Here is a 25334-nt window from a genome sequence, read left to right as displayed (position 1 = left end):
CCCCGCGCCCGATGGCTTGGGCGGGGAACGCGCGTCAGGGGTTGAGGTTCAGGAGGGCGGGGTCCCCGCCCTGGGCGGCGATGTTCACGCTCACCGCCCGTTCCACCGCGTAGCGCAGCAGGGCGTGCGGCCCACCCGCCTTGGGTCCGGTGCCTGAAAGGCCCTCGCCCCCGAAGGGCTGGACCCCCACCACGGCGCCGATCATCGAGCGGTTCACATAGGCGTTGCCCGCCGGGACAGCAGCCCGGACCTGGTCGGCGAAGCCCTCGATGCGGCTGTGGACTCCCAGGGTCAGGCCGTAGCCAGCCGCGGCCAGGGGACCGGCCGCCTCGTCCAGCCGGGCCGCATCGTAGCGGACCACGTGCAGGATCGGGCCGAACACCTCCTTCTGCAGGAAGGCCGCGGACGGGATTTCCGCCAGGGTGGGGGCGAAGAAATGGCCGCCGGCCGGTTCGGCCGTCCGGCGGATCACCTTGGCCTCGGCGTTGAGCCGCGCCAGGTGGGCGTTCAGGGCGGCCCGCGCGTCGGCGTCGATCACCGGGCCGATGTCGGTGCGCGGATCGGCCGGGTCGCCCAGCACCAGGGCGTCCATGGCCCCGGCCAGGCCCTCGATCAGCAGATCGGCGGTCTCGCGCGGCGCGAACAGGATGCGCAGGGCCGAGCAGCGCTGGCCGGCCGAGCCGAAAGCCGAGGCGATGACGTCGTCGATCACCTGCTCGCGCAGGGCGGTGGTGTCGACGAACATGGCGTTCAGGCCGCCGGTCTCGGCGATGAAGGGGACGATGGGCCCGGGACGGGCCGCCAGGGTGCGGTTGATGGCCCAGGCGGTGTCGGTGCCGCCGGTGAAGGCCACGCCGGCGCAGGCCGGGTGGGCGGTAAGGGCGCCGCCCACGCTCGCGCCGTCACCCGGCAGCAGGTGGAGCACTTCGGACGGCAAGCCCGCGGCGTGGAACAGACGCACCGCCTCGGCGGCGATCAGCGGGGTCTGCTCGGCCGGCTTGGCGAGGACGGCGTTGCCGGCGGCGAGGGCCGCGGCGATCTGGCCGGTGAAGATGGCCAGCGGGAAGTTCCAGGGGCTGATGCAGACGAAGACCCCGCGGCCGTGCAGGGAGAGCTGGTTCACCTCCCCCACCGGGCCCTTGAGGGTCTCGGGGCCCGCGAACTGACGCTCGGCCAGGTGGGCGTAGTAGCGGCAGAAGTCGGCGGCCTCGCGGACCTCGGCGGCGCCGTCGCCATAGGTCTTGCCGGCCTCGGCGACGCAGACGGCGATCAGCCGGTCGCGGTGGGCCTCCAGGGCCTCGGCCATGGCGCGCAGCACCTTGGCCCGGCCGTGGCCGCCACGGGCGTCCCAGGCGGGCTGGGCGGCCTTGGCGGCGGCGAAGGCGGCCTCGATGTCGGCCTCGCCCGCGCTCCAGGCCTGGCCGATCACCCGGTCGAGGTCGCTGGGGGAGGTGCGCGGGGCGCTGGCTCCGGTCCCGGTCTCGCGCCCGGCGATGATCGGCCGGCCGGTGAGGAAGTCGAGCCCCGCCACGGCGGCGCTCAGGCGATCGCGGTCGGCGGCGATGGACAGGTCCACCCCGGTGGAGTTCCTGCGGGCCGAGCCATAGAGGTCGATCGGCAGGGGAATGCGCGGGTGCGGCGCGCCGCCGGCGGCCTCCACCGTGGCGATGGGATCGCCCACCACCGCCGAGACCGGGGTCTTCTCGTCCAGCAGGGCATGGACGAAGGAGGTGTTGGCCCCGTTCTCCAGCAGCCGGCGCACCAGATAGGGCAGCAGGTCCTCGTGGCCGCCCACGGGTGCGTAGACCCGCAGCTTCAGGGGGCCGTAGCGTTCCACCGCGCCGGCATAGAGCGCCTCCCCCATGCCGTGCAGTCGCTGGTATTCCGGCTCGACCCCGGCCCGGCGCGCCATCTGACGCACGGCGGCCAGGGTGTGGGCGTTGTGGGTGGCGAACTGCGGATAGAGGGCCGGCGCCGCGGCCAGCAGGGCCCGGGCGCAGGCCAGGTAGGAGACGTCGGTGGCCGCCTTGGTGGTGTAGACGGGATAGCCCGGCAGGCCGCCCACCTGGGCGCGCTTGATCTCGGAATCCCAGTAGGCGCCCTTCACCAGCCGCACCATCAGCCGGCGGCCGGTGGCGCGCGCGATGTCGGCCACCGCCTCGATCGTCCGGGGGCTGCGCTTCTGATAGGCCTGCACCGCCAGGCCCAGGCCCTTCCAGGTCCCCAACTCCGGCTCGGCGGCGAGGCGTTCGAGGAGCTTGAGGGAGAGGACCAGCCGATCGGCCTCCTCGGCGTCCAGGGTCAGGTTGATGTTGGCGTCGGCGGCGATCCGGGCCAGCCGCAGGATGCGGGGATAGAGGTCGGACCAGACCCTGTCCTCCTGGCGGGCCTCGTAGCGCGGCGACAGGGCCGAGAGCTTCACCGAGACCCCGTGACCGGCCTCGGGCCCCTGGCCCTTGGCCTTGGACCCCACCGTGGTGAGGGCGTCGGCATAGGCCTTCTCATAACGATCGGCGTCGGCGGCGGTGCGCGCGCCCTCCCCCAGCATGTCGAAGGAGCAGACGAAGCCGTCCGCCCCCGCACGCTTGATGGCCTGATCGATGGTCCGCCCCAGGACGAACTGCTCGCCCATGATCCGTACCGCCGCGCCCACGGCCTGGCGGATCACCGGCTCGCCCAGGCGGCCGGCCAGCCGGCGGATGAAGCCCGGCAGGTCCGCGCGCGCCTCCTCGTCGGGGTCGATCAGCTTGCCGGTGAGCATCAGGCTCCAGGTCGAGGCGTTCACCAGCAGGCTGTCGGAACGGCCGAGATGGCTGGCCCAGTCGGCCGAGGCGATCTTCTCGGCGATCAGCCGGTCACGGGTGCCCTCGTCGGGGGTGCGCAGCAGGGCCTCGGCCAGGCACATCAGGGCCAGGCCCTCGCGGGTCGACAGGGAGAACTCCTGCAGGAAGCTCTCCACCACCCCCTGCTTGGCCGCGCCCTTGCGGGCGAAGCGGACCAGGGCCTCGGCCTCCTGGCGCACCTCCTCGCGGTCCTCCGGGGACAGGGGGCGACTGGCGAGCAGGGCCGACACGGCCTCGCGCTCGTCTGAAAATTTATCCCGGTCGAGATGGTCCCAAGACATGTCCGGCCCTCAAGTTCGGGCGGAAAATGCGAAATTGTTGCGGAAAACACAAGGCTGGCGCGAAGAATTGACCGCGGCTAGGCCCCGGACGGGGACGCGCCGGCCCGCGGCGGGCGGCCCATAGCAAAAGGGCCCGGTCTTGCGACCGGGCCCCTCGCTTAGTTCGGCGAACCGCCGAGATCGATATCTTAGAAGTTGATGTCGATCGTCGAACGGCGGTTCAGCGGTTCCTTCACGCCGTCGCCGGTCGGAACGGCGAGTTGCGTTTCGCCCTTCCAGTCGACTTGCAGCGAGCCGGCGCCGACGCCTTGACCGACGAGCGCGTCAGCCACGGCCTTGGCCCGACGTTCCGACAGGCGGACGTTGTAGGCCGGCGAACCGGAGGAGTCGGTGTGACCGACGACCACCACGCGGGTGGCGTGGCCGGCGTTGGCGTAGTTCGCGGCTTCCGAAACCACCGTCTGGGCTTCCGGGGTCAGGACGTACTGATCGAACGGGAAGTAGACGATGAATTGCTTGGCCTCATACGCCGGCGGGGGCGGAGGAGGCGGGGGCGGGGGAGGCGGCGGGGGCGGGGGCGGCGGGGGCGGCGGGGGCGGCGGCGGCGAAGCGAAGGAGTAACGCAGGCCGAGGGTCACCGACTGGTCGCGGTATTCGCCGCTGAAGACGCCGGGTTGCAGCGCGTTCGAACCGGTCGACGCGAAGTCGAGGTCCGAGCCGCCGAGCCAACGATAGGTCAGGTCGACGTTCAGCTTGTCGGTCGCCTGCCAGGCCAGACCGGCGATGAGTTGATAGGCGAGCGCCGTATCGTCGTCGTCGATGGTCAGGTTCTGGATGGCGGGGTTCGCCGCGGTGATCGCGCCGGTCACGCTGGAGAACTGGCCGACGGTCTTCAGCGAGACGTGGTTGATACCCACGCCAGCGCCGATGAAGGGGTTGATCATCGCGCCGGGGGCGAAGTCATAGAGCACGTTGCCCATGACGGTCCACGACTCGATCTCGCCGGTCGGGGCGCCGCAGGTCGGGGCGCCGGCGGTGCGCAGCACGCCCGGGGTGCAGAGACCCAGGATCGAGTTGCCCGTGCCGCCGCGGACCGACTTGATGTCGCCCGGACGGTAGCCGCCTTCGAGTTCAACGCGCCAGTTGTCGTTCAGCTGATAGCCGAGACGAGCAAAGCCGGCCCAATCCTTTTCCTGGTCGAACGTCCAGGAATAGGGCTTGGCGTTCGCGGCGTTGTTGGACGAGTCGGCTTCAATGCCTTCCGGCCAGTGGTAGCCAAGGTCGACGGCGCCGTACCAGCCTTCTTGCGCGGAAGCACCGGACGCGGCGAACACCGCAGCCAGGGCGGCTCCCGCTAGGAGTTTGAATTTCATATCAGAGCCCTCTCATTGCCCTCTGCTGCGGCCATATGACCCAGCACCTTTATAACAAGGCCGAAGCGCGGCGAAAGTGTCGCCGAAGCCACACCGACCGCCAATCTGCCCGACCCGCGAACTAGACGCCAGGACGCTACACAATAAACCCCTCAGCGATCAACTTCGGGACGGAAGACAGAGTCCTCCTTCGAGCCACTTTCAGCGTGCCTGGCGGACGCCGGAGTGTCGAATCTTGACGTTGAACTTGGCCGTGACGAATCAAACCGCCACCCTGGGCGCCCCGCGCCCATCGCCCAGTTCCACAGTTATCTTGTAAACCAGCCGGAACGTCGCAGGCCCGTCCGAACGGCGAAACAGCGTCTGTCCCGATCATTCCGAACCGCTCTCGCGACATCCCCTACCCCTCTTAGCACCGGCGCGCCCCTGTCGCACCGACCCCGAGAACGTCGGCTCCCATATTTGGTTCCCGACAATTTTTTCGAGGCCATCTCCAGGCGAAGATGGGGCGGCTGTGTCTCTTTAAGACCGCACTGTGACGCACTTTGTTCAAGATGAACAACATGTTCGCCCAACCGTGGAATATCGGCGCAGGCGCGGGCCCGGCTCACGCCTCTGCGTTGCGCCGATAACGGCGCACGCGGCCGCCCAGGGCCTCGGGCCGGTTGAGGGACTTGCGGAACTCATCGCGGCGCTCGTGGATGGAGGCGATGATCAGGCCCATGGGCACGCCGATTTCCACCAGCACGGCCTCGGAAAGCTGCAGGGAGGCCTCGACGGTCTCCGGCACGGCGTCGGTGGCGCCCAGCTCATAGAGTCTCTGGGCCTGCCGCGCATCGCGCGCGCGGGCCACGATGGTGAGGTCCGGCCGCATCTGGCGGGCGGTGGCGACGATGGTCTCCACCCCGTCGGGGGCGTCCATGGTCACCACCAGGGAGGGCGCCGTCTCCAGACCGCAGCGTCGCAGAAACTCCGGACGCGAGGCGTCGCCGAAGAAGATTGATTCGCCGGCCCGGCGGGCGGCCTCCACCAGGCGCGGATCCCGCTCGGCGGCGACCCACGGAATGTCGTGGCGGCTGAGCATGTCGCCCACCAGCCGCCCGACCCGGCCGTAGCCCACCACCAGGACCCGGGGCTTCTCCCCGTCGGCCGGCGCCGGCGGTTCGGCCGCCAGGCCCTCCCCGGACACCTTGCGGCCGCCGAGCTTCAGCCCCAGGGCCGCCAGCAGCGGGATGCACATCATCGACAGGGTGGAGGAGACCAAAACCGTCTGGCCGATCACGCGGTCGACGATCCCGTCACCCATGGCCGCCGAGAGGATGACGAAGGCGAACTCGCCGCCGCCGGCCAGCAGCAGGCCGGCCTCGATCGCCGGCGGCGACTTCAGCCCGAACAGCCGCGCCAGGCCATAGACCACCGAGGCGTTCAGCAGGATCAGGCCGAGCGCCATGCCCAGCACCAGCAGGGGCTGGGCCGCGAGGATCGAGAGATCGAGGCCGATGCCCACCGAGAGGAAGAACAGGCCCAGCAGCAGGCCCTTGAAGGGTTCGATGGTGACCTCGACCTCGTGGCGGTACTCGGTCTCGGCCAGCAGCAGGCCGGCGATGAAGGCGCCGAGCGCCATGGACAGGCCCGTGAGCGCGCTCACCAGCCCCGCCCCGATCACCACCAGCAGGCAGGCGGCCATGAACAGCTCTTCGCTCTTGGCGCGCGCCACCGACTTCAGCATGGGGCGCAGCAACAGCCGGCCGAACACCACCAGCCCCAGGACGCCGAGCACCGCCGGGGCGAAGGCCAGCAAGAGCTTGGGCGAGAAGACCTGGTCGCCGCCGCCCCGGCCCAGGATGGTCAGGGTGATCAGGATCGGGGCCACGGCCAGGTCCTGGAACAGCAGCACCGAGAAGGTGGCGCGTCCGGCAGTGGAGTGCTGGCGCTTCTGCTCGGTCAGGATCGGCATCACCACCGCGGTGGAGGAGAGCGCCAGGGCCGCGCCGATGGCGATGGCCGCGATCGGGTCGACCCCGAAGGAGATGGCGACGCCGGCGATGGCGGCGATGCAGAGCCCCACCTGCAGGGCGCCCATGCCGAACACGAAGCGGCGCATCAGCCGCAGGCGCTCCCAGGAGAGCTCCAGCCCGATCATGAACAGCAGGAAGACCACGCCGAACTCGGCGAGCTGGGCGACCTCCTGCGGATTGTCGATGGTGAAGTAGCCGACCCAGGGAAAGGTGTCGCTGAGGGCCCCCAGGCCGTAGGGGCCGAGCACCACCCCGGCGCCGAGGAAGCCGAGGATGGGGCTGATCCGCCAACGGCGGAACAGAGGCACGATCACGCCGGCGGTGGCGAGAAAGAGAATGACGTCTTTGTATTCGCCGGGCGAAACGTGGCCTTCCATACGCTCTCCTTGTGGATGAGCGTGACTATGCCTGTCGGAAGGGGCCTTGCGGAACCCGCGTTCACGGCCTTATGACCGGCGCCATGCAGATGGGCGCGGATCGAGGCAGGTCGCGGGGGCGTACGCCCCTGGCGGTGCTGTTCGCGGTCGCGGCCCTGCTGATCCAGGCCCTCGCGCCCGCCGCGGCCCTGGCCGCGGAGTCGATGGGCGCCGTCCGGGTCGAACTCTGCACCCCGCAAGGCGCGAAGACCGTGGTGCTGGACCACGATGGCAAGGCCCAGAAGGGTTTCGCCGGCCTGCCCTGCCACGACTGCCTGGGCGCCACCCTGGCGGTCACGATGACGCCGGAGCTGTCCGTCGTCCCGATCGCCTATGTGGCCGAACGCATCGTCCAGGCGCCGAGCGTCGAGGTCGTCCTGCGCGGCGCCCGCGCCCCGCCCCGTCCCTTCGGCCAAGGCCCTCCAAGCCGGACTCTCTGACACTTCACCACGCGCCGGTCCCTGCGTCGGCGCGCGTCCTGACGTCCTTGAGTCTGGAATTCCCACATGCCTCAGTCTTCACGCGCCGCGCTGCGCGTCATCCTGCTCGCGGCCGGCGCCCTGGCCGCCCCCGCCCTCGCCCTGGCCGAGGAACAGCCCACCACCGTCGACAGCGTCGTCGTCACCGCCGCCCGCAACCCCGAGGATCCGCCCGTCGTCGCCCAGGCCCGGGCGCGCCTGTCGGAAACCCCCGGCGCGGTGGCGGTGGTATCGGCCGAATCCTACGCCAACCGTTACGCCCCCGGCCTCGCCGACCTGCTGCGCGACGTGCCAGGGGTCTACGCCCAGAAGAAGTGGGGCGGGGACACCCGGCTCTCGATCCGCGGCTCGGGGATCGGCAATTCCACCCACAACCGCGGAACCCTGCTGGCGCAGGACGGCGTGCCCTTCAACGAGGCCGACGGTTTCGGCGACTTCCAGCTGATCGACCCGTCGATCGCCCGCTTCACCGAGGTCTACAAGGGCGGCAACGCCCTGCGGTTCGGCGGCGCCCTGCTGGGCGGGGCCATCAACCTGGTGACCCCCACCGGCCGTGACGCCGGGGCCGACAACCTGCTCCGCGTGGAAGGCGGGTCGTACGGGACCCTGCGCGGCCACGCCGAGGCGGCGCGGGTCTGGGGCGACTGGGACGCCTTCGGGGCGGTCACCGCCCAGCAGGCCGAGGGCTGGCGCGCCCAGAGCGCCGGCCAGGAGCAGCATGCCAGCCTGAACATCGGCCGCCGGTTCGGCGAGGAGCAGGAAGTCCGCCTGCTGATCCATGGCGGTTATGTCCACCAGGAGATCCCCGGTTCGGTGACCCTGGCCCAGGCCCTGAACAGTCCGCAGGCGGCCAATCCCGCCAACCGCGCCCTGAACTACCAGCGCGACATGGGCTCGGTGCGCGGCGCCCTGCGGACCCGCTGGCGGCTGACGCCGTCGACGGTGTTCGAGGGTGGGGTCTATGCGACCTGGAAGGACCTGGACCACCCCATCTTCCAGGTGATCGACCAGGAGAGCCGCAACTGGGGGGCCTTCGGCCGCTTCGACTGGGAGGGCGAGCTGGCCGGCCGCCGCGCCGACGCCTTCTATGGAGTCTCGTTCCGCTCCGGCGACCTGGACGCCAACCAGTGGGTCAACCGGGCGGGCTCTCATGGCCCCCAGACCGCCAAGAGCCGCCAGAACGCCAGGGCCCTGGACGTCTTCGCCGAGGGCCGGGTCTTCGTGACCGACCAGATCGCCCTGGTGGCCGGCGGCGCCTATGGCCGTGCCGAACGGGACTATCAGAGCTTCAGGCTGCCGGGCGCGCCCGGCACCTTCGACCTGACCACCGGCAAGGACGACGACTGGCTCGCTCCGCGGATCGGCCTGCTCTGGCAGGATGAGGCCGGCGCCCAGGTCTACGCCAACCTGACCCGGTCGGTGGAGCCGCCCAACTTCAGCGCCCTGTCGCCCACCGTCGGCGGCTTCACACCCCTGAGGCCGCAGGACGCCTGGACCGGCGAGATCGGAACCCGCGGACGCCGGGGACCGGTGATCTGGGACGTGGCCCTCTACCGCGCCCGGCTCGAGCACGAGCTGCTCACCTACACGGTCAACGCCGCCCAGGGGATTCCCGCCGCCACCTTCAACGCCGACAGGACGATCCATCAGGGCCTGGAGGCCGGCCTCGACTGGACGATTCTCCAGGGCCTGCGGCTGCGCCAGACCTATGCCTGGTCGGACTTCAGGTTCGAGGGCGACGTCCAGTATGGCGACCACCGCCTCCCCGTCGTGCCCGAGCACCTCTACCGGGCCGAGCTCCGCTACGAGCATCCCTCAGGCTGGTTCGTCGCGCCCTCCGTCGAGTGGTCGCTCAAGGACACGGTCGTCGACTACCAGAACACCCTGAGATCGCCGTCCTACGCCGTCGCCAATCTCGGCGCGGGCTGGAAGCTGGCCGGGGGCCTCAGCCTGTTCCTCGACGCCCGCAACCTGTTCGACAGGCGCTACGTCTCCAACTTCGGCGCCATCACCGACGCCCGCCTGGTTTCGCAGGCGGTCTTCTTCCCCGGCGAGGGCCGGTCCGTCTTCGGAGGCCTGACATGGCGCTACTGAAATCCGCCCTCCTCGCCGCCGGGCTTGGCCTGATGGCCTCCCCGGCCCTGGCCCATGTCGGCGCCGAGCCCGGCCAGGCTCCGGCCGGCGCCTACCAGACCGTAAGCTTCCGGGTCGGCCACGGCTGCGGGACGGCGGCCACCACGGCTCTGCGCATCGAGATCCCCGAAGGTCTCGCCAGCGCCCGGCCCCAACCCAAGCCGGGCTGGACCCTGAGCATCGAGAAGACCGGCGACCGCCCCACGGCCTTCACCTGGCGCGGCGAGCTGCCGGCCGACCAGTTCGACACCTTCGCCATCCTGGTGAAGCTGCCCGCCACGGCGGGGGTCCTCTATTTCCCCACCGTCCAGACCTGCGGGACCCAGGAGTCCCAATGGACCCAGATCCCCGACCCGGGCGAGCCCCCCGGCGGCCTCTCCCATCCAGCCCCGGCGCTCCGTGTCGCGCCGGTCGAACAGCCCTGAACCTGATATAGAGTGGACCCCATGCGAAACCTGATCCTCGGCCTGAGCGCCGCCGTCCTGATCTCCGCCCCGGCCCAGGCCGCCACCTACCGCCTCGGCGGGCTCGAGGTCGGCCAGCCCTGGAGCCGGCCCGCCGCCGCCGGAACCAACGGCGCGGGCTACATGACCCTCACCAACCGGGGGGCCGCCCCCGACACCCTGACCGCCATCGAGAGCCCGGCGGCCCGGCTCGTGGAAATGCACAGGACCTCCATGGACGGCGGCGTCATGAGGATGCAGCGTCTCGACAGCGTCCTGCTGCCGCCCGGCAAGGCCATCACCTTCGCCCCGGCCGGATACCACATCATGCTGATCGGCCTGGCCAAGGCGCAGAAGGCTGGCGACACGGTCCCCGCCACCCTGGTCTTTTCCAGCGGCGCACGCCTGAAGATCGAATTCGCCGTGGGCGCGGGCCCGACAGGCGGCGCCGCGCCCATGGGCGCCATGCCCATGGACCATATGAACCACTAAAACGACCGTTCGGTCGGCGTTGACAGCAGCGCCGACCGAACGTTTATGCGCTCCATATTTTAAGTATGGAGGATTGCCCGTGGAGGTTTGGAATTACGCCAACCTGTGGGAGTCGGTGGCCTCGGCCATCCCCAACCGCCCCGCCCTTATTCATGGTAGCCGCGTCATCAGCTGGCGCGATTTCGACCGGCGCGCCAATGCGCTCGCCCAGCACTTCATCGACGCCGGGCTGACCCAGCAGTCGAAGGTGGCCGCCTATCTCTATAATGCGCCGGAATACATCGAGACCTATTTCGCGGCCTTCAAGGGCGGCTTCGTCCCCTTCAACACCAACTACCGGTACGGCGGCGACGAGCTGACCTACCTGTTCGACAACGCCGACGCCGAGGCCGTGGTGTTCCACGCCTCCTTCGCCGAGATGGCCAACAAGGTGCGTGGACGCCTGCCCAAGGTGAAGACCTGGGTCGCGGTTCCCGAGCCGGGCTGCGAGATTCCCGACTGGGCGGTCAGCTATGACGACATCGTCGCCAAGGGCGCCGATCGCGTCGAGGCCCCCTGGGGCCGGTCGGCCGACGACCTGCTGCTGATGTACACCGGCGGCACCACCGGCATGCCCAAGGGCGTGATGTGGCGTCAGGAGGACCTGTTCAAGGGCCTGGGCGGCGGCGCCAACCTGCTGCTCGGCCTGCCGCCCATGGAGCGGGTGGCCGAGGCCGGCGAGCGCGCCAAGGCCGTCGAGGCCTCCGGCGACCAGCCCATCACCATCCCGGTCGCGCCGCTGATGCACGCCACCGGCCAGTTCATCGGCTTTGGCCAGCTGGTGTCCGGCGGCGCGGTGGCCACCCTGCCGTCGCGCCGGTTCAACCCCGCCGAGCTGTTCGACGAGGTCCAGCGCCTGGGCGTCTCGGGCCTGATCATCGTGGGACCGGCCTTCGCCGCCCCCATGCTGGAGACCCTGGAGGCCAACCCCGGAAAGTGGCCCATGCCCAGCCTCAAGCGCATCATCTCCTCGGGCGCCATGTGGGGTGCGGAGAACAAGCAGGGCCTGCTCAAGCACCTGCCCCACATCATGCTGATGGACAGCCTCGGCTCCTCCGAAGCCCTGGGCCTGGCCTCCTCGGTCTCCGGCGGCGGCGCGGCGGCCGGCACGGCCAAGTTCACCACCGGCCCCAACGCGGCGGTCTTCACCGAGGACGGCGAGCGGGTCCTGCCCGGCTCCGGCGTCCGCGGCCTGGTGGCGGTCGGCGGCTTCACCCCGAGCGGCTACTACAAGGACCCGGAAAAGTCGGCCAAGACCTTCCGCACCTTCGAGGGCAAGCGCTGGAGCGTGCCCGGCGACTGGGCGACGGTGGAGGCCGACGGCTCCATCACCCTGCTGGGCCGCGGCTCCCAGGTGATCAACACCGGTGGCGAGAAGGTCTTCCCCGAGGAAGTGGAGGAGGCCCTCAAGCGCTTCCCCGGCGTCCGTGACGCCGCGGTGGTGGGGGTGCCCGACCCGCGCTTCGGCGAACGGATCTGCGCGGTGGTGGAGGTGATCGGCAAGGCCGAGCCCACCCTGGCCGAACTGGCCGCCCACGTGCGGAGCCATCTGGCCGACTACAAGGCCCCCCGCGAACTGGTCCTGGCCCCCGTCGGCCGGGCGCCCAACGGCAAGCTGGACTACAAGGCCCTCAAGGCCATGGCCCTGGCCAAGCTTGGCGTCACCGCCTGAACGTAACCAAAATGTAACGAGCCACGGAGGGCGCGACCGAGTCATGGTCGCGCCCAAACCCTTTCCGAGGCTTTGAACACCCCATGAAGACCTTCTGGCTCGCCGCCTGCGCGGCGTCCGCCCTGGCGCTCGGCGCCGTTCCCGCCCTGGCCGCCGACACCACCGACCTGGCCAAGGCCCCGCGCATGGGCCCCTGGGGCTTCGACAGCGCCGGCCGCGACTTGAGCGTCAGCCCCCGCGACGACCTCTATATGTACGCCAACGGGACCTATCTGAAGCAGATGGAGATCCCGGCGGACCGTTCGCGCTACGGCTCCTTCGACAAGCTCAACGAGCTCTCGGTCAACCGCATGCGGGCGGTGCTGGATAAGGCCTCGGCCAACCCGGCCGCCGCCGGCGACGAGGCCAGGATCGGCGCCCTCTACCGCAGCTTCATGGACGAGGCCGCCGTCAACGCCCTGGGCGCCAAGCCGATGGCCGCCGACCTGGCGGAGATCTCCAAGTCCAAGACCCTGAGCGACGTCGCCCGCCTGATGGGCAAGTCGCAGATGATGTTCGGCGGCTCGGTGTTCGGGGCCTATCCCGGAGACGACGCCAAGGACCCCGAACACTATGTGGTCACCCTGATCCAGGGCGGCCTCGGCCTGCCCGACCGCGACTACTATCTCGACCCCAAGTTCGCCCCGCAGAAGGCCGCCTACGAGGCCTATGTCGCCAAGCTGCTGACTCTGTCGGGCTGGACCGACCCGGCGGCCAACGCCAAGGCGATCGTCGAGTTCGAGACCGAGATCGCCAAGGTCTCCTGGACCCGGGCCGAGCGCCGCGACGATGACAAGACCTACAACCCCTTCGCGGTGAAGGACCTGGCGGCCTATGCGCCGGGCTTCGACTGGACCGCCTTCATGGCCGGCGCCGGCCTGGCCGGCGTGCAGAAGGTCGTGGTGGCCGAGAACACCGCCTTCCCGAAGATCGCGGCCCTGTACGCCAAGACCCCGCTGAACACCCTGAAGGCCTGGCAGGCCTTCCACCTCGCCGACCAGGCCGCGCCCTATCTCTCCAAGGACTTCGACCAGGCCAATTACGAGTTCCGCAACAAGACCCTGTCGGGCCAGCCCGTGCAGGCCGACCGCTGGAAGCGCGGCGTGACCCTGGTGGACAACCAGATCGGCGAGGCCCTGGGCAAGCTCTATGTCGAGGCCTACTTCCCGCCGGAGAGCAAGGCCAAGATGGACGCCCTGGTGGCCGACATCAAAGGCGCCATGAAGGGCCGGATCGAGAAGCTCACCTGGATGAGCCCGCCCACCAAGGCCAAGGCCCTGGAGAAGCTCGCCAAGTTCAGCGTGATGATCGCCTACCCGGAAACCTGGCGGGACTATTCGGCCCTGACCATCAAGGACGGGGATCTCTACGGCAATGTCGCGCGGGCCACCGCCTTTGAGTGGAACCGCACCGTCAACCGCCTGGGCGAGAAGGTCGACAAGAAGGAATGGGGCATGACGCCCCCGACCATCAACGCCTATTACTCCCCCACCAAGAACGGCATCGTCTTCCCGGCCGCCATCCTGCAGCCGCCGTTCTTCGATCCCGACGGCGACCCGGCCATCAACTACGGCGGCATCGGCGGGGTGATCGGCCACGAGATCACCCACGGCTTCGACGACCAGGGCCGCAAGTCCGACGGCGACGGCCGGCTCACCGACTGGTGGACCTCCGAAGACGCCGCCAAGTTCGACGCCCAGGCCAAGAAGTACGGCGCGCAATACGCCGCGGTGGAGGTCCTGCCAGGCGCCCACATCAATCCCGAACTGACCATGGGCGAGAACATCGCCGACCTGGGCGGGGTGCTGCTGGCGCTGGACGCCTACCACGCCTCGCTGAAGGGCAAGCCGGCCCCGGTGATCGACGGCCTGACCGGCGACCAGCGGGTGTTCCTGGGCTGGGCCCAGGTCTGGCGCTCCAAGTCCCGCGAGGACCGCACCCGCCAGCGGCTGGTCTCCGACCCGCACTCCCCCGAGCAGTATCGCGCCGACATCCCGGTGCGGAACGTGGACGCCTTCTACGAGGCCTTCGGCGTGAAGTCGGGCGACAAGATGTACGTGGCCCCGGAAAACCGCGTCCGCATCTGGTGACGATCAGGAGGGTTGGGGCCCGGGGAATCGGGCTCCAACCTTTTTGACTCAAATGTCAAAATTTGTGCCGGACAAAAATTTGGCCCGCTGCGGGGGATAATCGCAGCGGGCCTTATTTTGAGCCGTAGCTCTTATTGAGCGGGCGTTTCCTCCCCGAAACGCCGGAGACTGTCGAACTAGTGTCGCCATGTCTCTCGCAGGACTGAGAAAACGGCAATTTCTCGCCCGAGTCAATGCGTTGAAATCCCCCCGGCGGCTTAATTTCGATCAGATTTTCGCGATCCTGTGGATTCAACCGCCAGATGGCGTTGTTTTTGACTCATGCGTCAATTCTTGACGCGCTGAGCGAGAGTCTCGAACGCGACACAACTGGTCTCGAACACGAAGTCGGGCCGCGAGGCGGTGACCGGGCCCCGGCCGCGCGCGGTGAGCAGGGTCGAGATCGCCGCGATGCGGTCGACGGGGACCAGCAGGCCGTGCGGCCGCCGCGAGGCGCCGGCGGCCACCAGCTCGTCGATCAGGGCGTCTTCCCTGTCGCCGGCCGGCCAGACCAGGGTGGCGCTCTCATGGGCCGTCGCCCGGGCCTCGATGACCCGCAGCAGATGTTCGGCCACCGCCAGCTGGTCGTCGGACCAGGCGGCGCGCAGGGAGGCGGCGAGCTGGGCCTGGCTCTTCAGGATCACCCCGTCGGCGAGAATCTTCAGGCCGTTGGCCAGCAGGGTGGCCCCGGTGGTGGTGATGTCGACGATCAGCTCCGCGGCCCCGGCCGCCGGAGCCCCCTCGGTGGCGCCGCCGGACTCGGTGATCCGATAGTCGGCCACCCCGTGGCGGGCGAAGAAGGTCCGCGTCTGCACTAGGTACTTGGTGGCCACCCGCATGCGCCGGCCGGTGCGGGCCAGGACATCGTGGGCCACCTCCTCCAGGTCGGCCATGGTGTCGACGTCCAGCCAGCTCTTGGGCACGGCCACCACCAGGTCGGCGCGGCCGAAGCCCAGGGCCCGCAACAGCAGGGCGCGGCTGTCCAGGTCCCCGCCGCGCTCGCGCACCAGGTCCTCGCCGGTGATTCCCAGGTGGACCTCGCCGGCGTCCAGGGCCTCGGCGATGTCGCCGGCCGACAGCAGGCGCACCTGGGCGCCGGCCAGGCCCTTGATCTCGGCCATGTAGCCCCGCGCCCCACCGCTCACCGAGAGCTTCAGCCCGCAGTCGGCCAGCCAGGCCTCCACCTGCTCCTTCAGGCGGCCCTTGGAGGGGACCGCGATGATCAGGGGACCGCTCATGCCTCGCCTCCCGCAAAGGCGCGCCAGGGGCGGACCATGCAGCCCACCGCCCGCGCGCCGGCCGGGCCGCCCAGGCGGGCCAGCAGGCCGTCATAGCGTCCGCCCACCGCCACCGGCCGGTCGGCGCCGAGCGCCGTGGACCGGACCTCGAAGGTCAGGCCGTCATAATATTCGAAGGCGTGGCCGAGCGCGGTGGCCAGCATCAGTCCGCCGGCCGGCGCGCCGGCCTGGACCAGCAGGGTGAGCCGCGTCTCCCATTCGGCCAGGGCCTCGGCGAAGGCGCCGGCCTTGGGCCCTGCGATATCGCGGAGGGCCGCCAGGGCCGCGGCCGGCGTGTCGGCCACCGCCAGGAAGCGGCGCAGGCTCTCGGCCTGTCGCAGGGTGAGCGCCGGGGCGGTGGCCGCCTCGGCCCGGCGGATCAGGCGCTGGGCGATCTCGGCGGGGCCGCGGCCCCCCACGGGCTCGATCCCGGCCAGAGCCCAGACCTCCTCCAGCAGAATCGCGGCCTGGTCCGGCGAGCGGCTGGCCAGCAGATCGGCCAGGGCGCTGCTTTCCACCGCCTTCGGCTCGGCGCCGGCGCGGGCCAGTTCGGCCTGCAGCAGACGGGGCCGCGAGGCCGCGCGCTTCAGGCGGGCGGCCAGGGACGGGGCCAGGTCCAGGCTGTCGACGAAGGCCGAGAACAGGGCGATGTCCCCCAGCCAGAGCAGCAGGTCGTCGCGGCCCCCGGCCAGGGCCGAGCGCCAGGCCAGGGCGGCGATCTCGGCGTCGGCCTCCAGGGTCGGCGCGCCGGGCGCATCGAAGCGCTCCAGCCCGATCTGGACGAATTCCTCGGGCCGGTCGGGATGGTCGGGCGAGGCGCGGAACGCCTTGCCCTCATAATAGTATCGGCCCGACGCGGCGCCGGTATCCAGGTGCTGGCGGGTCACCGGCACGGTGAAGTCGGGCCGCAGGCAGGACTCCTGCCCCCCCTCGGCCTGGACCACGAACAGCCGCGCGCGCATCGCCTCCCCCGCCAGCTCCAGCAGCAGGCCCAGAGGCTGCAGGATCGGGGCGTCGATGCTCAATGCGCCGTCGCTCAATGGCGCGCGGATGGCGGAGAGCGCCTGGGCGGGAACCCGCGGCTCGGCCCTCACGGCTGGGCGTCCAGGATGCGGCGCAGGGCCGGGATAAGCTCGGCGCGCGGGATGGTCTGCTGGCCGGGCCGCTGCTCGCGCCATTCGGCGTTGTCGGTGACCCCGGCGGAGAGCTCGCGGCCGAGGTCCAGGTCCTTGATCGTCACCGTCCCGGCGGCGATCTCGTCGCCCCCCAGCATGATGGCGGCCGGCGCCATCCGGCGGTCGGCGTACTTCATCTGCGGCCGCATGCCCGAGCTGCCCAGATAGACCTCGGCGGCGATGCCGGCGGCGCGCAGCTCCCCCACCACGCCGTAGTAGGCCGGCATGTCCTCGCTGTTGAAGGCGACCACCACGACGGGGCCCCGCACGTCGCCGCCCAGGTCGCGCCCCGCCGCCCTCAGGGCCGAGGCCAGGCGCGAAACGCCGAAGGAGAAGCCGGTGGCCGGGACCTGTTCCCCGGTGAAGCGGGCCACCAGGTCGTCATAGCGTCCGCCGCCGCCCACCGAGCCGAACCGCACCGGGGCGCCGGTCTCATCCTTGGTGGCCAGCAGCAGCTCGGCCTCGAAGACCGGGCCGGTATAGTATTCCAGGCCCCGCACGATGGACGGATCGAACATCGCCCGGTCGGCGGCGACCCCCATGCCGATCAGCGCCTTGTCGATCCGCGACAGCTCCTCCAGGCCCGCGTCGCCCTCCGGCGAGCCGCCGATGACATTGGCGATGCGGTCGAGGGTCTCGGAGCGGCCCTCGGCGCCGGCGGCGGTGAAGGCCAGCACGGCTTCCGCGGCCGCGGTTCCCAGTCCCGCCCCCTTGGTGAAGGCGCCGGACTCGTCCTTGCGGCCCTCCCCCAGCAGCAGGCGCACGCCCTCGGTCCCCAGGCGGTCGAGCTTGTCGACGGCGCGCAGCACCGCCAGCTTCTGGCCCTCGGTGGAGACCCCCGCCGTGGCCAGCAGGCCGTTGAGCAGCTTGCGGTTGTTGATCTTGAGGACATAGGCGCCGGCCGGCAGGCCCGCGGCCGTCAGGCCGTCGGCGGCCATGGCGATGATCTCGGCGTCGGCCTCGGGCCGGGCCGAGCCCACGGTGTCGGCGTCGCACTGGGTGAACTCGCGGAAGCGGCCGGGGCCGGGCTTCTCGTTGCGCCAGACCGTCCCGAAGGCGTAGCGGCGGAAGGGCTTGGGCAGGGTCTCCCAGTTCTGGGCGACGAACCGGGCCAGAGGCGCGGTCAGGTCGTAGCGCAGGGCCATCCACTGCTCGTCGTCGTCCTGCAGGGCGAACACCCCTTCGTTGGGACGGTCGGCGTCCGGCAGGAACTTGCCCAGCGCGTCGGCATATTCCAGGGCCCCGGTGTCGAAGGCCTCGAAACCGTAGCGTTCATAGACCTCGGAAACCCGGGTCAGGATCTGGCGCTCGGCGGTGAGGTCCCGCGCGCGGCGGTCGTTGAAGCCGCGCGGCGCGCGGGCTTCCGGACGTGTCGGGTCATTCGTCATGGCGCGCGCTTAAGCGATGGCGGCGCGCGCGGCAAGGCGCGGGCGCAGGCGTTGCGGCAAAGGAGCGGAGAATTCCATCGTCGGTATCCCTGAAAGCTGGGGTTCGACGGATGGCGCCTGGCGGTCTCGCTCAAGCCCCATCCGCGTCTGCGGGGGGCTCGGCGCCGGGGGACTTAGGCCAAACGCCCCCGGCCGAGCCCGCCGTGGCGGGTCGCATGGTGGTGGCCGTGGTGGAGCGCGGTGGCGGTCATTGCGGGCGGGCCTATAGCGCGGCCGATGGGGGATGGCGAGTCCCCTCGCTAGATGAGAGCCGCTTGCAAAGATATATCGTCTGTGTTTCGATATATCTCGATAGCAACGACGAGCCTCCCCATGACCGACACCTTCACCGCCACCCGCCCCCTTCGGCCCCCCATGCCCCTCTGGCCCCTCACCGTGGTGGCGGCGCGCGACCTGACCCCGCACATGCGCCGCATCACCTTTTCGGCCGAGGACCTGACCGGCTTCGACCACCGGCCCGGCCAGGACCTGGTGCTGATGATGACCGGCGACGACGGCCAGCCCGGTCGCCGCCACTACACGATCCGCTCGGCGGACGGGGCGGCGAACCGGCTGGACATCGACTTCGTCCTGCACGGCCATGCCGGGCCGGCGGAGCGCTGGGCCCTGGCCGCCAAACCCGGCGACCAACTGGAGGCCCGCGGCCCACGCGGCCACACCGTGATCGACCCGGCCGCCGACTGGCATGTCTTCGTCGGCGACGAGACCTGCCTGCCGGGGATCTTCGCCATGATCGAAAGCCTGCCGGCGGGGGCCAAGGCCTTCGCCTTCATCGAGGTGGCTGAGAAGGCCGATCAGCAGGCTCTGAACGTCGTCTGCGACGTCGAGCTGGAATGGCTGGTCCGCGGCGGTCCGGCCGTCCCCGGCAGTCCGCGCCTGATCGACCGCCTGGCCCTCTTCGCGCCGCGCCCCGGCCGCGGCCACGCCTATGTCATCGGCGAGACCAGCACCGTGCGCGCCCAGCGCCAGGGCCTGCTGGCCCGCGGCTTCGCCAAGGACCAGATCAGCGCCGAGGGCTACTGGCGTCCCGGCCGCCAGGGCGGCCACGACCACATCCGCGACGAGGCCTAGCCGATCACGCCCGTTCCGCCGGTGGCGGCGATCACCTGCCCCTGGATGAACTCCGCCTCAGGACCGAGCAGGAATTCCACCAGGGCGGCATAGTCGGAATCCCGGCTCTCGCGGCCGGAGGGATTGGTCCGGGCGGCGCGGTCGACCGCGGCTTGGGCGGCCGCTTCGCTGCCCAGCATGGCCGCCACCGAGGTGGTGTGCACCAGTCCCGGCGCCACCCCGTTGATCCGCACCCCGCGCGGCGCGAGTTCGGCCACCAGATAGCGGATGATCGCCTCGGCCAGGGCCTTGCCGACCCCCAGGGCGCCATAGTTGGGGCTGGGGATGCGCGACCCGGTGCTGGTGATGAACACCACGCTGGAGCCTCGGTCCAGGAGGGCCTGGGCGGCGTGAACCAGGTAGAGCAGCGACAGGCCGTTGGTCTCCACCGCCTGGCGGAACTTGTCCAGATCGGCCCCCAGCAGGCTGGTGGGATAGATCATCGCCGCCGAATGGACGATGTGGGTCAGGCCGTGGCCCTGACGCTCGATCTCGCCCATCAGGTCCGCCGCCCCCACCGCGCTGCCGACGTCGCAGCGTACGGTCTCCACCGCGGCGCCAAGGGCGGTGATCTCGGCGTGAGCGGTTCGCGCCGCCGCCTCGTCGCTGTGATAGGCCAGCACAACCCGGCCGTGGACCGGAGCCAGCCGCCGGGCGATGGCCAGGCCGATTCCCTTGGTCCCGCCGGTGATGAGGACGGTCAAGACGGCGTCGCCATACCGCTGAGGTCGGGGGTTTGATAGTCCATCCCCTTGAGCGCCGGGCTGGCGGCGGCGACGTCGAAGGCCGCCATCAGACCCGCGAACCGGGCCTCCACGAAGGGGCGCATGTCGGGGTGGGTGAAGATGTAGCGCTCGTCCGCCTTCACCGCCTCAAGCACCCTGCGGCCGACGCGTTCGGGATCGATGCCGTTATCCACCAGGGAATCCGCGGTCACCGGACTCTCCACGGGGCCGCCGAACTGGGCCTGACGGGTGCGGCCCGACTTGTTGATCTGGGTCTTCACGAAGCCGGGGCAGAGCACGGACACATTGATATTCTCCGGCGCCAGCTGGCCGGCCCAGCCCTCCGACATGGCCACCACCGCGAACTTGGTGGCGCTGTAGGGCTCCATGCCGGGCGGGGAGATCATCCCGGCCATGGAGGCGGTGTTGACGAAGGTTCCGCCCTCGCCGTGCGAACGGATCAGCGGCAGGAAGGTTTCCATGCCGTAGACCACCCCCATCAGGTTCACCGCCAGGATCCAGTCCCAGTCGGAGTGGCGCACCTGGTCGATGGGCCCGCCGGCCCCGACCCCGGCGTTGTTGCAGACCACGTGCACCTTGCCGAAGGTCTCGATGGTCTTGGCCGCCGCGGCCTCCACCGCATTGCGGATGGCCACGTCGCAGAGCACGCCGCTGGCGCGGATCTGCCGCTCCTCCAGCGCCTTCACGGCGGCGGCGAGCGGCGCCTCCTCGATGTCGGCCAGCATGACGTTCATGCCCGCCTCGCCGAAGGCGTGGGCCATGGCCAGGCCAAGGCCGCTGGCGCCGCCGGTGATGAAAGCGGTCTTGCCGGTCAGGTCGCGCATGGGAGTTCCTTTTGGGGTCTTCAGAGTTTGAGCCGCGCGACGAGGTCGGCGGTGGAGGGATCATGGACGCCGGGCGCGCCGCCTTCCAGTTCGGCGAGGATGCGGGTGGCCAGAGTCTTGCCCAGCTCCACGCCCCACTGGTCGAAGCTGTTGATCCCCCAGAGCACGCCCTCGACGAAGACCTTGTGCTCGTGCAGGGCGATCAGGGCGCCCAGGTCCTCCGGCGTCAGGGCCTGCATCAGGATGAAGCTGGAGGGCCGGTCGCCGGGGAAGGTCCGCTGGGGGGCGAGGACGTCCATCTCGGCGCCCGACAAGCCCTGGGCGGCGAGCTCCGCGCGCACATCGGCCTCGCTGCGGCCCACCATCAGGGCCTCGGCCTGGGCGATGACATTGGCCAGCAGGATGGTGTGGTTGGCCGGGTCGCCCTCCGAGCTCGTGGCCGCCGCCACGAAGTCCACCGGGATCACGTCGGTCCCCTGGTGCAGCATCTGGAAGAAGGCGTGCTGGCCATTGGTGCCGGCGTCGCCGAACACCGAGGCCGCCGTGGCGCGGGCCACCGGCCTGCCCTGGGTGTCCGTCCGCTTGCCGTTGGACTCCATCTCCAGCTGCTGCAGGAAGCTGGGGAACAGGCGCAGACGCGCCGCATAGGGGATCACTGCGCGGACCGGCCGGTCCAGGCCGTCGCGGTTGAAGACGTGGGCGAGCGCCAGCAGCACCGGGGCGTTGAGCATCAGCGGCGTGCGCTTGAAATGCTCGTCCATGGCCGCCCCACCGGCCAGCAGGCGCTGGAAGACGTCGTAGCCCAGGCCGATGGCGCAGGAGAGCCCCACCGCCGACCAGATCGAATAGCGGCCCCCCACCCAGTCCCAGAAGCCGAACACCTGCTCGGCCGGAACGCCGAAGGCCTGAGCCGTCTGGGGGGCGGCGGAGACCGCCACCAGATGGGCGTCGCCGGCCTGTCCCAGGGCCGCCCGCAGCCAGGCGCGGACCACCAGGGCGTTGGCCAGGGTCTCGTGGGTGGTGAAGGACTTGGAGACCACCACCACCAGGGTCTGCGCGGGATCGAGGCCGGCCAGGGCCAGAGCCGTCTCCGACGGGTCCACATTGGCGGCGAAGCGCAGTTCGATCTGCGGCTCGAGCGGCCGGAGGGCCTCCCAGATCAGGCGCGGCCCCAGGTCCGAGCCGCCGATGCCGATATGGACGATCGACTTGAACGGTTTGCCGGTCGCGCCGGTCCTGGCGCCGGAGCGCACGGCCTGGGCGAAGGCGCGCATCGCGTCGCGGGTGGTCTCGACCTCGCGGGACACGGGGACCCCGTCGGCCTTGAAGTCCGCCCCGTCGGGCGCCCGCAGGGCCATGTGCAGAGCCGCGCGGCCCTCGGAGGCGTTGACCCGTTCCCCGGCCCACAGGCGGTTGCGGGCGGCCTCCACCTCGCAGGCCCTGGCCAGGGTCAGGGCGGTGTCGAGGTCCCCCAGGGACCAGGGCTGCTTGGAAAGGTCGATCCGCAGGCCGGCGGCCTCCACCACCATCCTCTCCATCCGCTCGGGCTCGATGGCGAACAGACCCGCGATCGGGTCGCGGGCGGCGACGGCGGCGTTCTTCAGGTTGGTCCAGGCGGCGTCACGGGTCGTCATCAAGCTGGCCTTCAAGTCGCGCGGTAGGATCGCGTTTACCATGTTGCGGCTAGGTGGAGCGCACAGTCCCCCGTCTTAGTTCGCGCAACGAGGATCGTCATGTCCTGCGACGCCGCCGCTTCCCTCGCCATTCTGTGGCTCGCCGCCACCGGCCCGATCGCGCCGGGGCCGGGACTCAGCACGCCGCCGTCGGCGGTGGCGACCGAGCCGCTCTTCACCGACATCGTCAAGCGCGCCGGCGCCCTGAAGGCCCAGGTCGATGGCGTGCGGGCCGGCAAGGCCCTGCCCCCCACCTTCAAGACCGAGATCGGCGAACTGGCCGCCCTGGACATGAAGGGCCACCTGCTGCTGGCTCAGCGCGGCACGGACGGCGACTTGAAGTGCATCCTGCGCGGCATCTCCCAGGACCTGCCCCTGAAGCTCGAGGCCGTCACCGCCGCCGCCACCCCCAAGGACCGGGATCTGGCCCTGCGCGACATGGCCTATCTGCTGAACGACAATGTCGAGGTCATCACCACCCCGCCGACCGTCACCTCCCAGGTCCCGACCTAGCTGGACTTGGCCTTGTCGAGGGCCTTGGCCACCAGGGCCGGGGTGAGGAACTGGGGCAGGATCTTCGGCTCGGGGTCCGTCACGCCATAGACGAGATAGAGCGGCACCCCGGCCCGGCCGTGGCGGGCCAGTTCGGCGGCGATCACCGCGTCCTTCCGCGTCCAGTCGGCCTTCAGATAGACCGCGCCGGTGCGGGCGAAGGCCTCGGCGGCCTGCGCCGTGCCGAAGGCCACCTTCTCATTGACCTGGCAGGTGACGCACCAGGCGGCGGTGAAGTTGACGAAGACCGGCTTGCCGGCCGCGCGCGCCGCCGCCACCGCCTCGGGGCTGTAGACCCCGGCCGGGATGGTCCCGGGCTCGGGCGCCGCATCGGCGCTGGCGGCCGCCGCGGCGGGGGTCCCATAGGCCGGAACCAGCACCAGAACGAAGGCGCCGATGGCCAGCGCCGCCCCGACGCCGGCCAGGACCAGGGGCTTGCCGCCGTCGGCCTGGCGACGTTGCGCCAGGCCCAGAATCCAGGCGGCCAGGGCCAGGACCACGGCGGCGGCCAGGATGCGGGCCAGACCCATCTCGCCGGCCTGGACCGTCAGCACCCAGACCAGCCAGGCCGCGGCCCCGTACATCGGGAAGGCCATCAGCTTCTTGAAGGTGTCCATCCAGGGACCGGGCTTGGGCAGCCGGGTCAGCAGGGCCGGCGCGAAGGCCGCCAGGGTGAAGGGGGCGGCGAAGCCCAGGCCCAGGCCCAGGAAGACCGCCAGGGCCACGGGCTCGCTCTGGGTCAGGGCCCAGCCCAGGGCGGGCCCCATGAAGGGCGCCGTGCAGGGGGCGGCCACCACGACGGCCAGCGCCCCGGTGAAGAAGGCACCGGCCAGGCCGCGCCGCGAGGCCAGGCCCGTGCCGACTCCCTGCAGGGAGGTCCCTACCTCGAACAGGCCCGACAGGTTCAGGGCCACGGCCAGCATCAGCAGGGCCAGGCCCGCCACCACCACCGGCGACTGCAGCTGGAAGCCCCAGCCCACCGCCGAGCCGCCGGCCCGGATGGCGATCAGCACGCCCGCCAGGCTCAGGAAGGTGGCGAGCACGCCGGCCAGGAACGCCAGGCCCTGGGCGCGGGCCGCCGCCCGCTCGTGGCCGTGACCGGCCAGGGATGTGGCCTTCATGGCCAGGATCGGGAAGACGCAGGGCATCAGGTTGAGCACCAGCCCCCCCAGGAGGGCGTAGACGAAGGCGAGCGCCAGGCCGAGGCCCGCCCCCGGGGCGGCCGCGCTCACCCTGGCCGGCGGCGCGCCCAGGCCCGAGCTGCCCGCCGGGGGCGGACCCTCGGCGGCGGTCAGCTCATAGGCCTGGCCGCCCAGGCTCAGCACCCCGTCCAGGGCCTCGGGCGCGGTCCCCTTGGTGAAGTCGTAGCCGGGGGTAAGGGCCAGGGTCAGGCCTTCGGGGCCGCGCTCTATGGCCTGGGGCTTGGCGTGGTCGATGACCGTGGACTTGAAGGGATAGAAATAGGCGTCGGCCAGGTCCGCGCCCTTCAGGGGGGCGCCGGTGACGGCGAGGCTCAGGCCGCCGGCGGTGCGGGCGAAGGTCGCCGTCAGGCCGGCGGGCTTGGGCGCCGCGTCCAGGGCCTTGGCGACGGCCGCCCCCCACCGGGGGTCGGGTTGCGGGGCGGCGGCCACCACCGGCAAGTCCAGGGTCAGGACCGCGTCCTCCGGGACGCAGATCTCCTCGCAGACCAGGAAGGCCGCGGCGGCCTTCAGGGTGATGGTGTCGCCGGGCCTGGCGGACTTCGGCGCGGTGATGGCAACCGGCAGCAGAACCTCGCCCTGGTAGCCGTAGTTCATCAGCGGGCCGGTGGGCTGGCGGGTCGGGGGCGCCCAGACGATATCGCCGGCGGTCCAGCCGGCCGGCAGGGTCCAGTTGATCTGGGTCGCCTCGCCGGAGTCCCCGGAATTGCGCCAATAGGTATGCCAGCCCTTCTGGATCTTCTGGCGCAGGGCGACATAGGTGGTTCCGCCCGGCGTGACGCCGGCGTCTCGGGCCACCAGCTCGGCCTCGATGTGCCCGGTCTGGACCGGCGCGGCCTGGGCCGGAAGGGCGAAAGCCGCCGCCATCGCCAGGGCGGCCAGAACTCTCGCCATCAAACGCGTCATGCCGTTGTCCCAAACTGCGCCCAAGGCCGCTATATGGCGTGCGGAGGCCGATCCGCAAAGCGCTCGA

Annotated in this window: 18 protein-coding genes; 8 read left to right on the top strand and 10 right to left on the bottom strand. The window is 70.8% G+C overall.

Annotated features, from left to right (window positions below):
• Window positions 1-34 precede the first annotated feature (34 nt).
• The 3 genes from putA to ACO06I_RS18610 all read right to left on the bottom strand — a co-directional run bounded on the left by putA (window position 35) and on the right by ACO06I_RS18610 (window position 6892).
• Window positions 35-3124 carry a bifunctional proline dehydrogenase/L-glutamate gamma-semialdehyde dehydrogenase PutA gene (putA, locus tag ACO06I_RS18620; protein ID WP_421934116.1) on the bottom strand — a complete coding sequence of 1030 codons (3090 nt, stop codon included), beginning with the start codon at window positions 3122-3124 and terminating at the stop codon, window positions 35-37.
• 188 nt (window positions 3125-3312) lie between these two features.
• Window positions 3313-4497 carry an OmpA family protein gene (locus tag ACO06I_RS18615; protein ID WP_421934115.1) on the bottom strand — a complete coding sequence of 395 codons (1185 nt, stop codon included), beginning with the start codon at window positions 4495-4497 and terminating at the stop codon, window positions 3313-3315.
• A 607-nt stretch (window positions 4498-5104) separates the two neighbouring features.
• Window positions 5105-6892 (bottom strand): cation:proton antiporter, encoded by a 1788-nt coding sequence (locus ACO06I_RS18610; protein WP_421934114.1) that lies wholly within the window; start codon window positions 6890-6892, stop codon window positions 5105-5107.
• Window positions 6893-6975: 83 nt separating this feature from the next.
• Here ACO06I_RS18610 and ACO06I_RS18605 point away from each other — a divergent pair, with 83 nt between their 5' ends.
• The 6 genes from ACO06I_RS18605 (at window position 6976) to ACO06I_RS18580 (ending at window position 14318) form a co-directional block, all read left to right on the top strand.
• On the top strand, window positions 6976-7371 hold the full coding sequence (locus tag ACO06I_RS18605) for a DUF2946 domain-containing protein (RefSeq protein ID WP_421934113.1): 396 nt from the start codon (window positions 6976-6978) through the stop codon (window positions 7369-7371).
• 66 nt (window positions 7372-7437) lie between these two features.
• Window positions 7438-9504, top strand: coding sequence for a TonB-dependent receptor family protein (locus tag ACO06I_RS18600; protein ID WP_421934112.1), 2067 nt, complete (start codon window positions 7438-7440; stop codon window positions 9502-9504).
• Window positions 9492-9968 (top strand): YcnI family protein, encoded by a 477-nt coding sequence (locus tag ACO06I_RS18595; protein WP_421934111.1) that lies wholly within the window; start codon window positions 9492-9494, stop codon window positions 9966-9968. The genes ACO06I_RS18600 and ACO06I_RS18595 overlap by 13 nt, the downstream gene beginning before the upstream one ends.
• 21 nt (window positions 9969-9989) lie before the next feature.
• Window positions 9990-10478, top strand: coding sequence for a copper chaperone PCu(A)C (locus ACO06I_RS18590; RefSeq protein WP_421934110.1), 489 nt, complete (start codon window positions 9990-9992; stop codon window positions 10476-10478).
• A 79-nt stretch (window positions 10479-10557) separates the two neighbouring features.
• Window positions 10558-12189, top strand: coding sequence for an AMP-binding protein (locus ACO06I_RS18585; RefSeq protein ID WP_421934109.1), 1632 nt, complete (start codon window positions 10558-10560; stop codon window positions 12187-12189).
• Between the two features lie 83 nt (window positions 12190-12272).
• Window positions 12273-14318: a M13 family metallopeptidase gene (locus ACO06I_RS18580; RefSeq protein ID WP_421934108.1), complete on the top strand. Its 2046-nt coding sequence runs from the start codon at window positions 12273-12275 to the stop codon at window positions 14316-14318.
• A gap of 326 nt (window positions 14319-14644) precedes the next feature.
• Here the strand turns inward: ACO06I_RS18580 and hisG are convergent, their stop codons facing one another.
• From hisG to hisS, 3 genes are read right to left on the bottom strand one after another with little or no spacing between them, the layout of a single operon-like run.
• Window positions 14645-15595 (bottom strand): ATP phosphoribosyltransferase, encoded by a 951-nt coding sequence (gene hisG, locus ACO06I_RS18575; protein WP_421934107.1) that lies wholly within the window; start codon window positions 15593-15595, stop codon window positions 14645-14647.
• A complete protein-coding gene (locus tag ACO06I_RS18570) occupies window positions 15592-16728 on the bottom strand; it encodes an ATP phosphoribosyltransferase regulatory subunit (protein WP_421934106.1) in 1137 nt (378 codons plus the stop codon). The genes hisG and ACO06I_RS18570 overlap by 4 nt, the downstream gene beginning before the upstream one ends.
• Window positions 16725-18197, bottom strand: coding sequence for a histidine--tRNA ligase (hisS, locus tag ACO06I_RS18565; protein WP_421934105.1), 1473 nt, complete (start codon window positions 18195-18197; stop codon window positions 16725-16727). The genes ACO06I_RS18570 and hisS overlap by 4 nt, the downstream gene beginning before the upstream one ends.
• A gap of 372 nt (window positions 18198-18569) precedes the next feature.
• Here hisS and ACO06I_RS18560 point away from each other — a divergent pair, with 372 nt between their 5' ends.
• Entirely contained in the window at window positions 18570-19328 is a 759-nt protein-coding gene (locus ACO06I_RS18560) for a siderophore-interacting protein (protein WP_421934104.1), read from the top strand.
• Here the strand turns inward: ACO06I_RS18560 and ACO06I_RS18555 are convergent.
• Genes ACO06I_RS18555 through pgi form a run of 3 tightly spaced genes read right to left on the bottom strand, consistent with a single transcriptional unit; the run spans window position 19325 to window position 22571 of the window.
• Window positions 19325-20071, bottom strand: coding sequence for an SDR family oxidoreductase (locus ACO06I_RS18555; protein ID WP_421934103.1), 747 nt, complete (start codon window positions 20069-20071; stop codon window positions 19325-19327). The genes ACO06I_RS18560 and ACO06I_RS18555 overlap by 4 nt on opposite strands.
• On the bottom strand, window positions 20068-20937 hold the full coding sequence (locus tag ACO06I_RS18550; RefSeq protein ID WP_421934102.1) for an SDR family NAD(P)-dependent oxidoreductase: 870 nt from the start codon (window positions 20935-20937) through the stop codon (window positions 20068-20070). Before ACO06I_RS18550 ends, ACO06I_RS18555 begins: the two co-directional genes overlap by 4 nt.
• Before the next feature lie 20 nt (window positions 20938-20957).
• Window positions 20958-22571: a glucose-6-phosphate isomerase gene (pgi, locus tag ACO06I_RS18545; RefSeq protein ID WP_421934101.1), complete on the bottom strand. Its 1614-nt coding sequence runs from the start codon at window positions 22569-22571 to the stop codon at window positions 20958-20960.
• 99 nt (window positions 22572-22670) lie between these two features.
• On the opposite strand from pgi, the gene ACO06I_RS18540 reads away from it, so the two are divergent.
• Window positions 22671-23123 carry a hypothetical protein gene (locus ACO06I_RS18540; protein ID WP_421934100.1) on the top strand — a complete coding sequence of 151 codons (453 nt, stop codon included), beginning with the start codon at window positions 22671-22673 and terminating at the stop codon, window positions 23121-23123.
• On the opposite strand, the gene ACO06I_RS18535 is transcribed toward ACO06I_RS18540, so the two are convergent.
• On the bottom strand, window positions 23120-25255 hold the full coding sequence (locus ACO06I_RS18535) for a protein-disulfide reductase DsbD family protein (RefSeq protein WP_421934099.1): 2136 nt from the start codon (window positions 25253-25255) through the stop codon (window positions 23120-23122). The genes ACO06I_RS18540 and ACO06I_RS18535 overlap by 4 nt on opposite strands.
• Between the last annotated feature and the right edge of the window lie 79 nt (window positions 25256-25334).

Origin of the sequence: Phenylobacterium sp. (assembly GCF_965229015.1) — a bacterium.
In the GTDB taxonomy this organism is placed as follows: Bacteria; Pseudomonadota; Alphaproteobacteria; order Caulobacterales; family Caulobacteraceae; genus Phenylobacterium.
Note: the sequence above shows the minus strand (reverse complement) of the source record. Positions and strands in the feature narration are given on the sequence as shown.

Excerpts from the sequence above, each read along its gene's own strand:
- pgi (WP_421934101.1), bottom strand. The coding sequence starts at position 22,571 with ATGACGACCCGTGACGCCGCCTGGACCAACCTGAAGAACGCCGCCGTC.
- ACO06I_RS18605 (WP_421934113.1), top strand. The coding sequence starts at position 6,976 with ATGCAGATGGGCGCGGATCGAGGCAGGTCGCGGGGGCGTACGCCCCTG.
- ACO06I_RS18535 (WP_421934099.1), bottom strand. The coding sequence starts at position 25,255 with ATGGCGAGAGTTCTGGCCGCCCTGGCGATGGCGGCGGCTTTCGCCCTT.
- hisS (WP_421934105.1), bottom strand. The coding sequence starts at position 18,197 with ATGACGAATGACCCGACACGTCCGGAAGCCCGCGCGCCGCGCGGCTTC.
- ACO06I_RS18595 (WP_421934111.1), top strand. The coding sequence starts at position 9,492 with ATGGCGCTACTGAAATCCGCCCTCCTCGCCGCCGGGCTTGGCCTGATG.
- ACO06I_RS18550 (WP_421934102.1), bottom strand. The coding sequence starts at position 20,937 with ATGCGCGACCTGACCGGCAAGACCGCTTTCATCACCGGCGGCGCCAGC.
- ACO06I_RS18600 (WP_421934112.1), top strand. The coding sequence starts at position 7,438 with ATGCCTCAGTCTTCACGCGCCGCGCTGCGCGTCATCCTGCTCGCGGCC.
- putA (WP_421934116.1), bottom strand. The coding sequence starts at position 3,124 with ATGTCTTGGGACCATCTCGACCGGGATAAATTTTCAGACGAGCGCGAG.
- ACO06I_RS18590 (WP_421934110.1), top strand. The coding sequence starts at position 9,990 with ATGCGAAACCTGATCCTCGGCCTGAGCGCCGCCGTCCTGATCTCCGCC.
- ACO06I_RS18610 (WP_421934114.1), bottom strand. The coding sequence starts at position 6,892 with ATGGAAGGCCACGTTTCGCCCGGCGAATACAAAGACGTCATTCTCTTT.
- hisG (WP_421934107.1), bottom strand. The coding sequence starts at position 15,595 with ATGAGCGGTCCCCTGATCATCGCGGTCCCCTCCAAGGGCCGCCTGAAG.
- ACO06I_RS18560 (WP_421934104.1), top strand. The coding sequence starts at position 18,570 with ATGACCGACACCTTCACCGCCACCCGCCCCCTTCGGCCCCCCATGCCC.
- ACO06I_RS18580 (WP_421934108.1), top strand. The coding sequence starts at position 12,273 with ATGAAGACCTTCTGGCTCGCCGCCTGCGCGGCGTCCGCCCTGGCGCTC.
- ACO06I_RS18615 (WP_421934115.1), bottom strand. The coding sequence starts at position 4,497 with ATGAAATTCAAACTCCTAGCGGGAGCCGCCCTGGCTGCGGTGTTCGCC.
- ACO06I_RS18540 (WP_421934100.1), top strand. The coding sequence starts at position 22,671 with ATGTCCTGCGACGCCGCCGCTTCCCTCGCCATTCTGTGGCTCGCCGCC.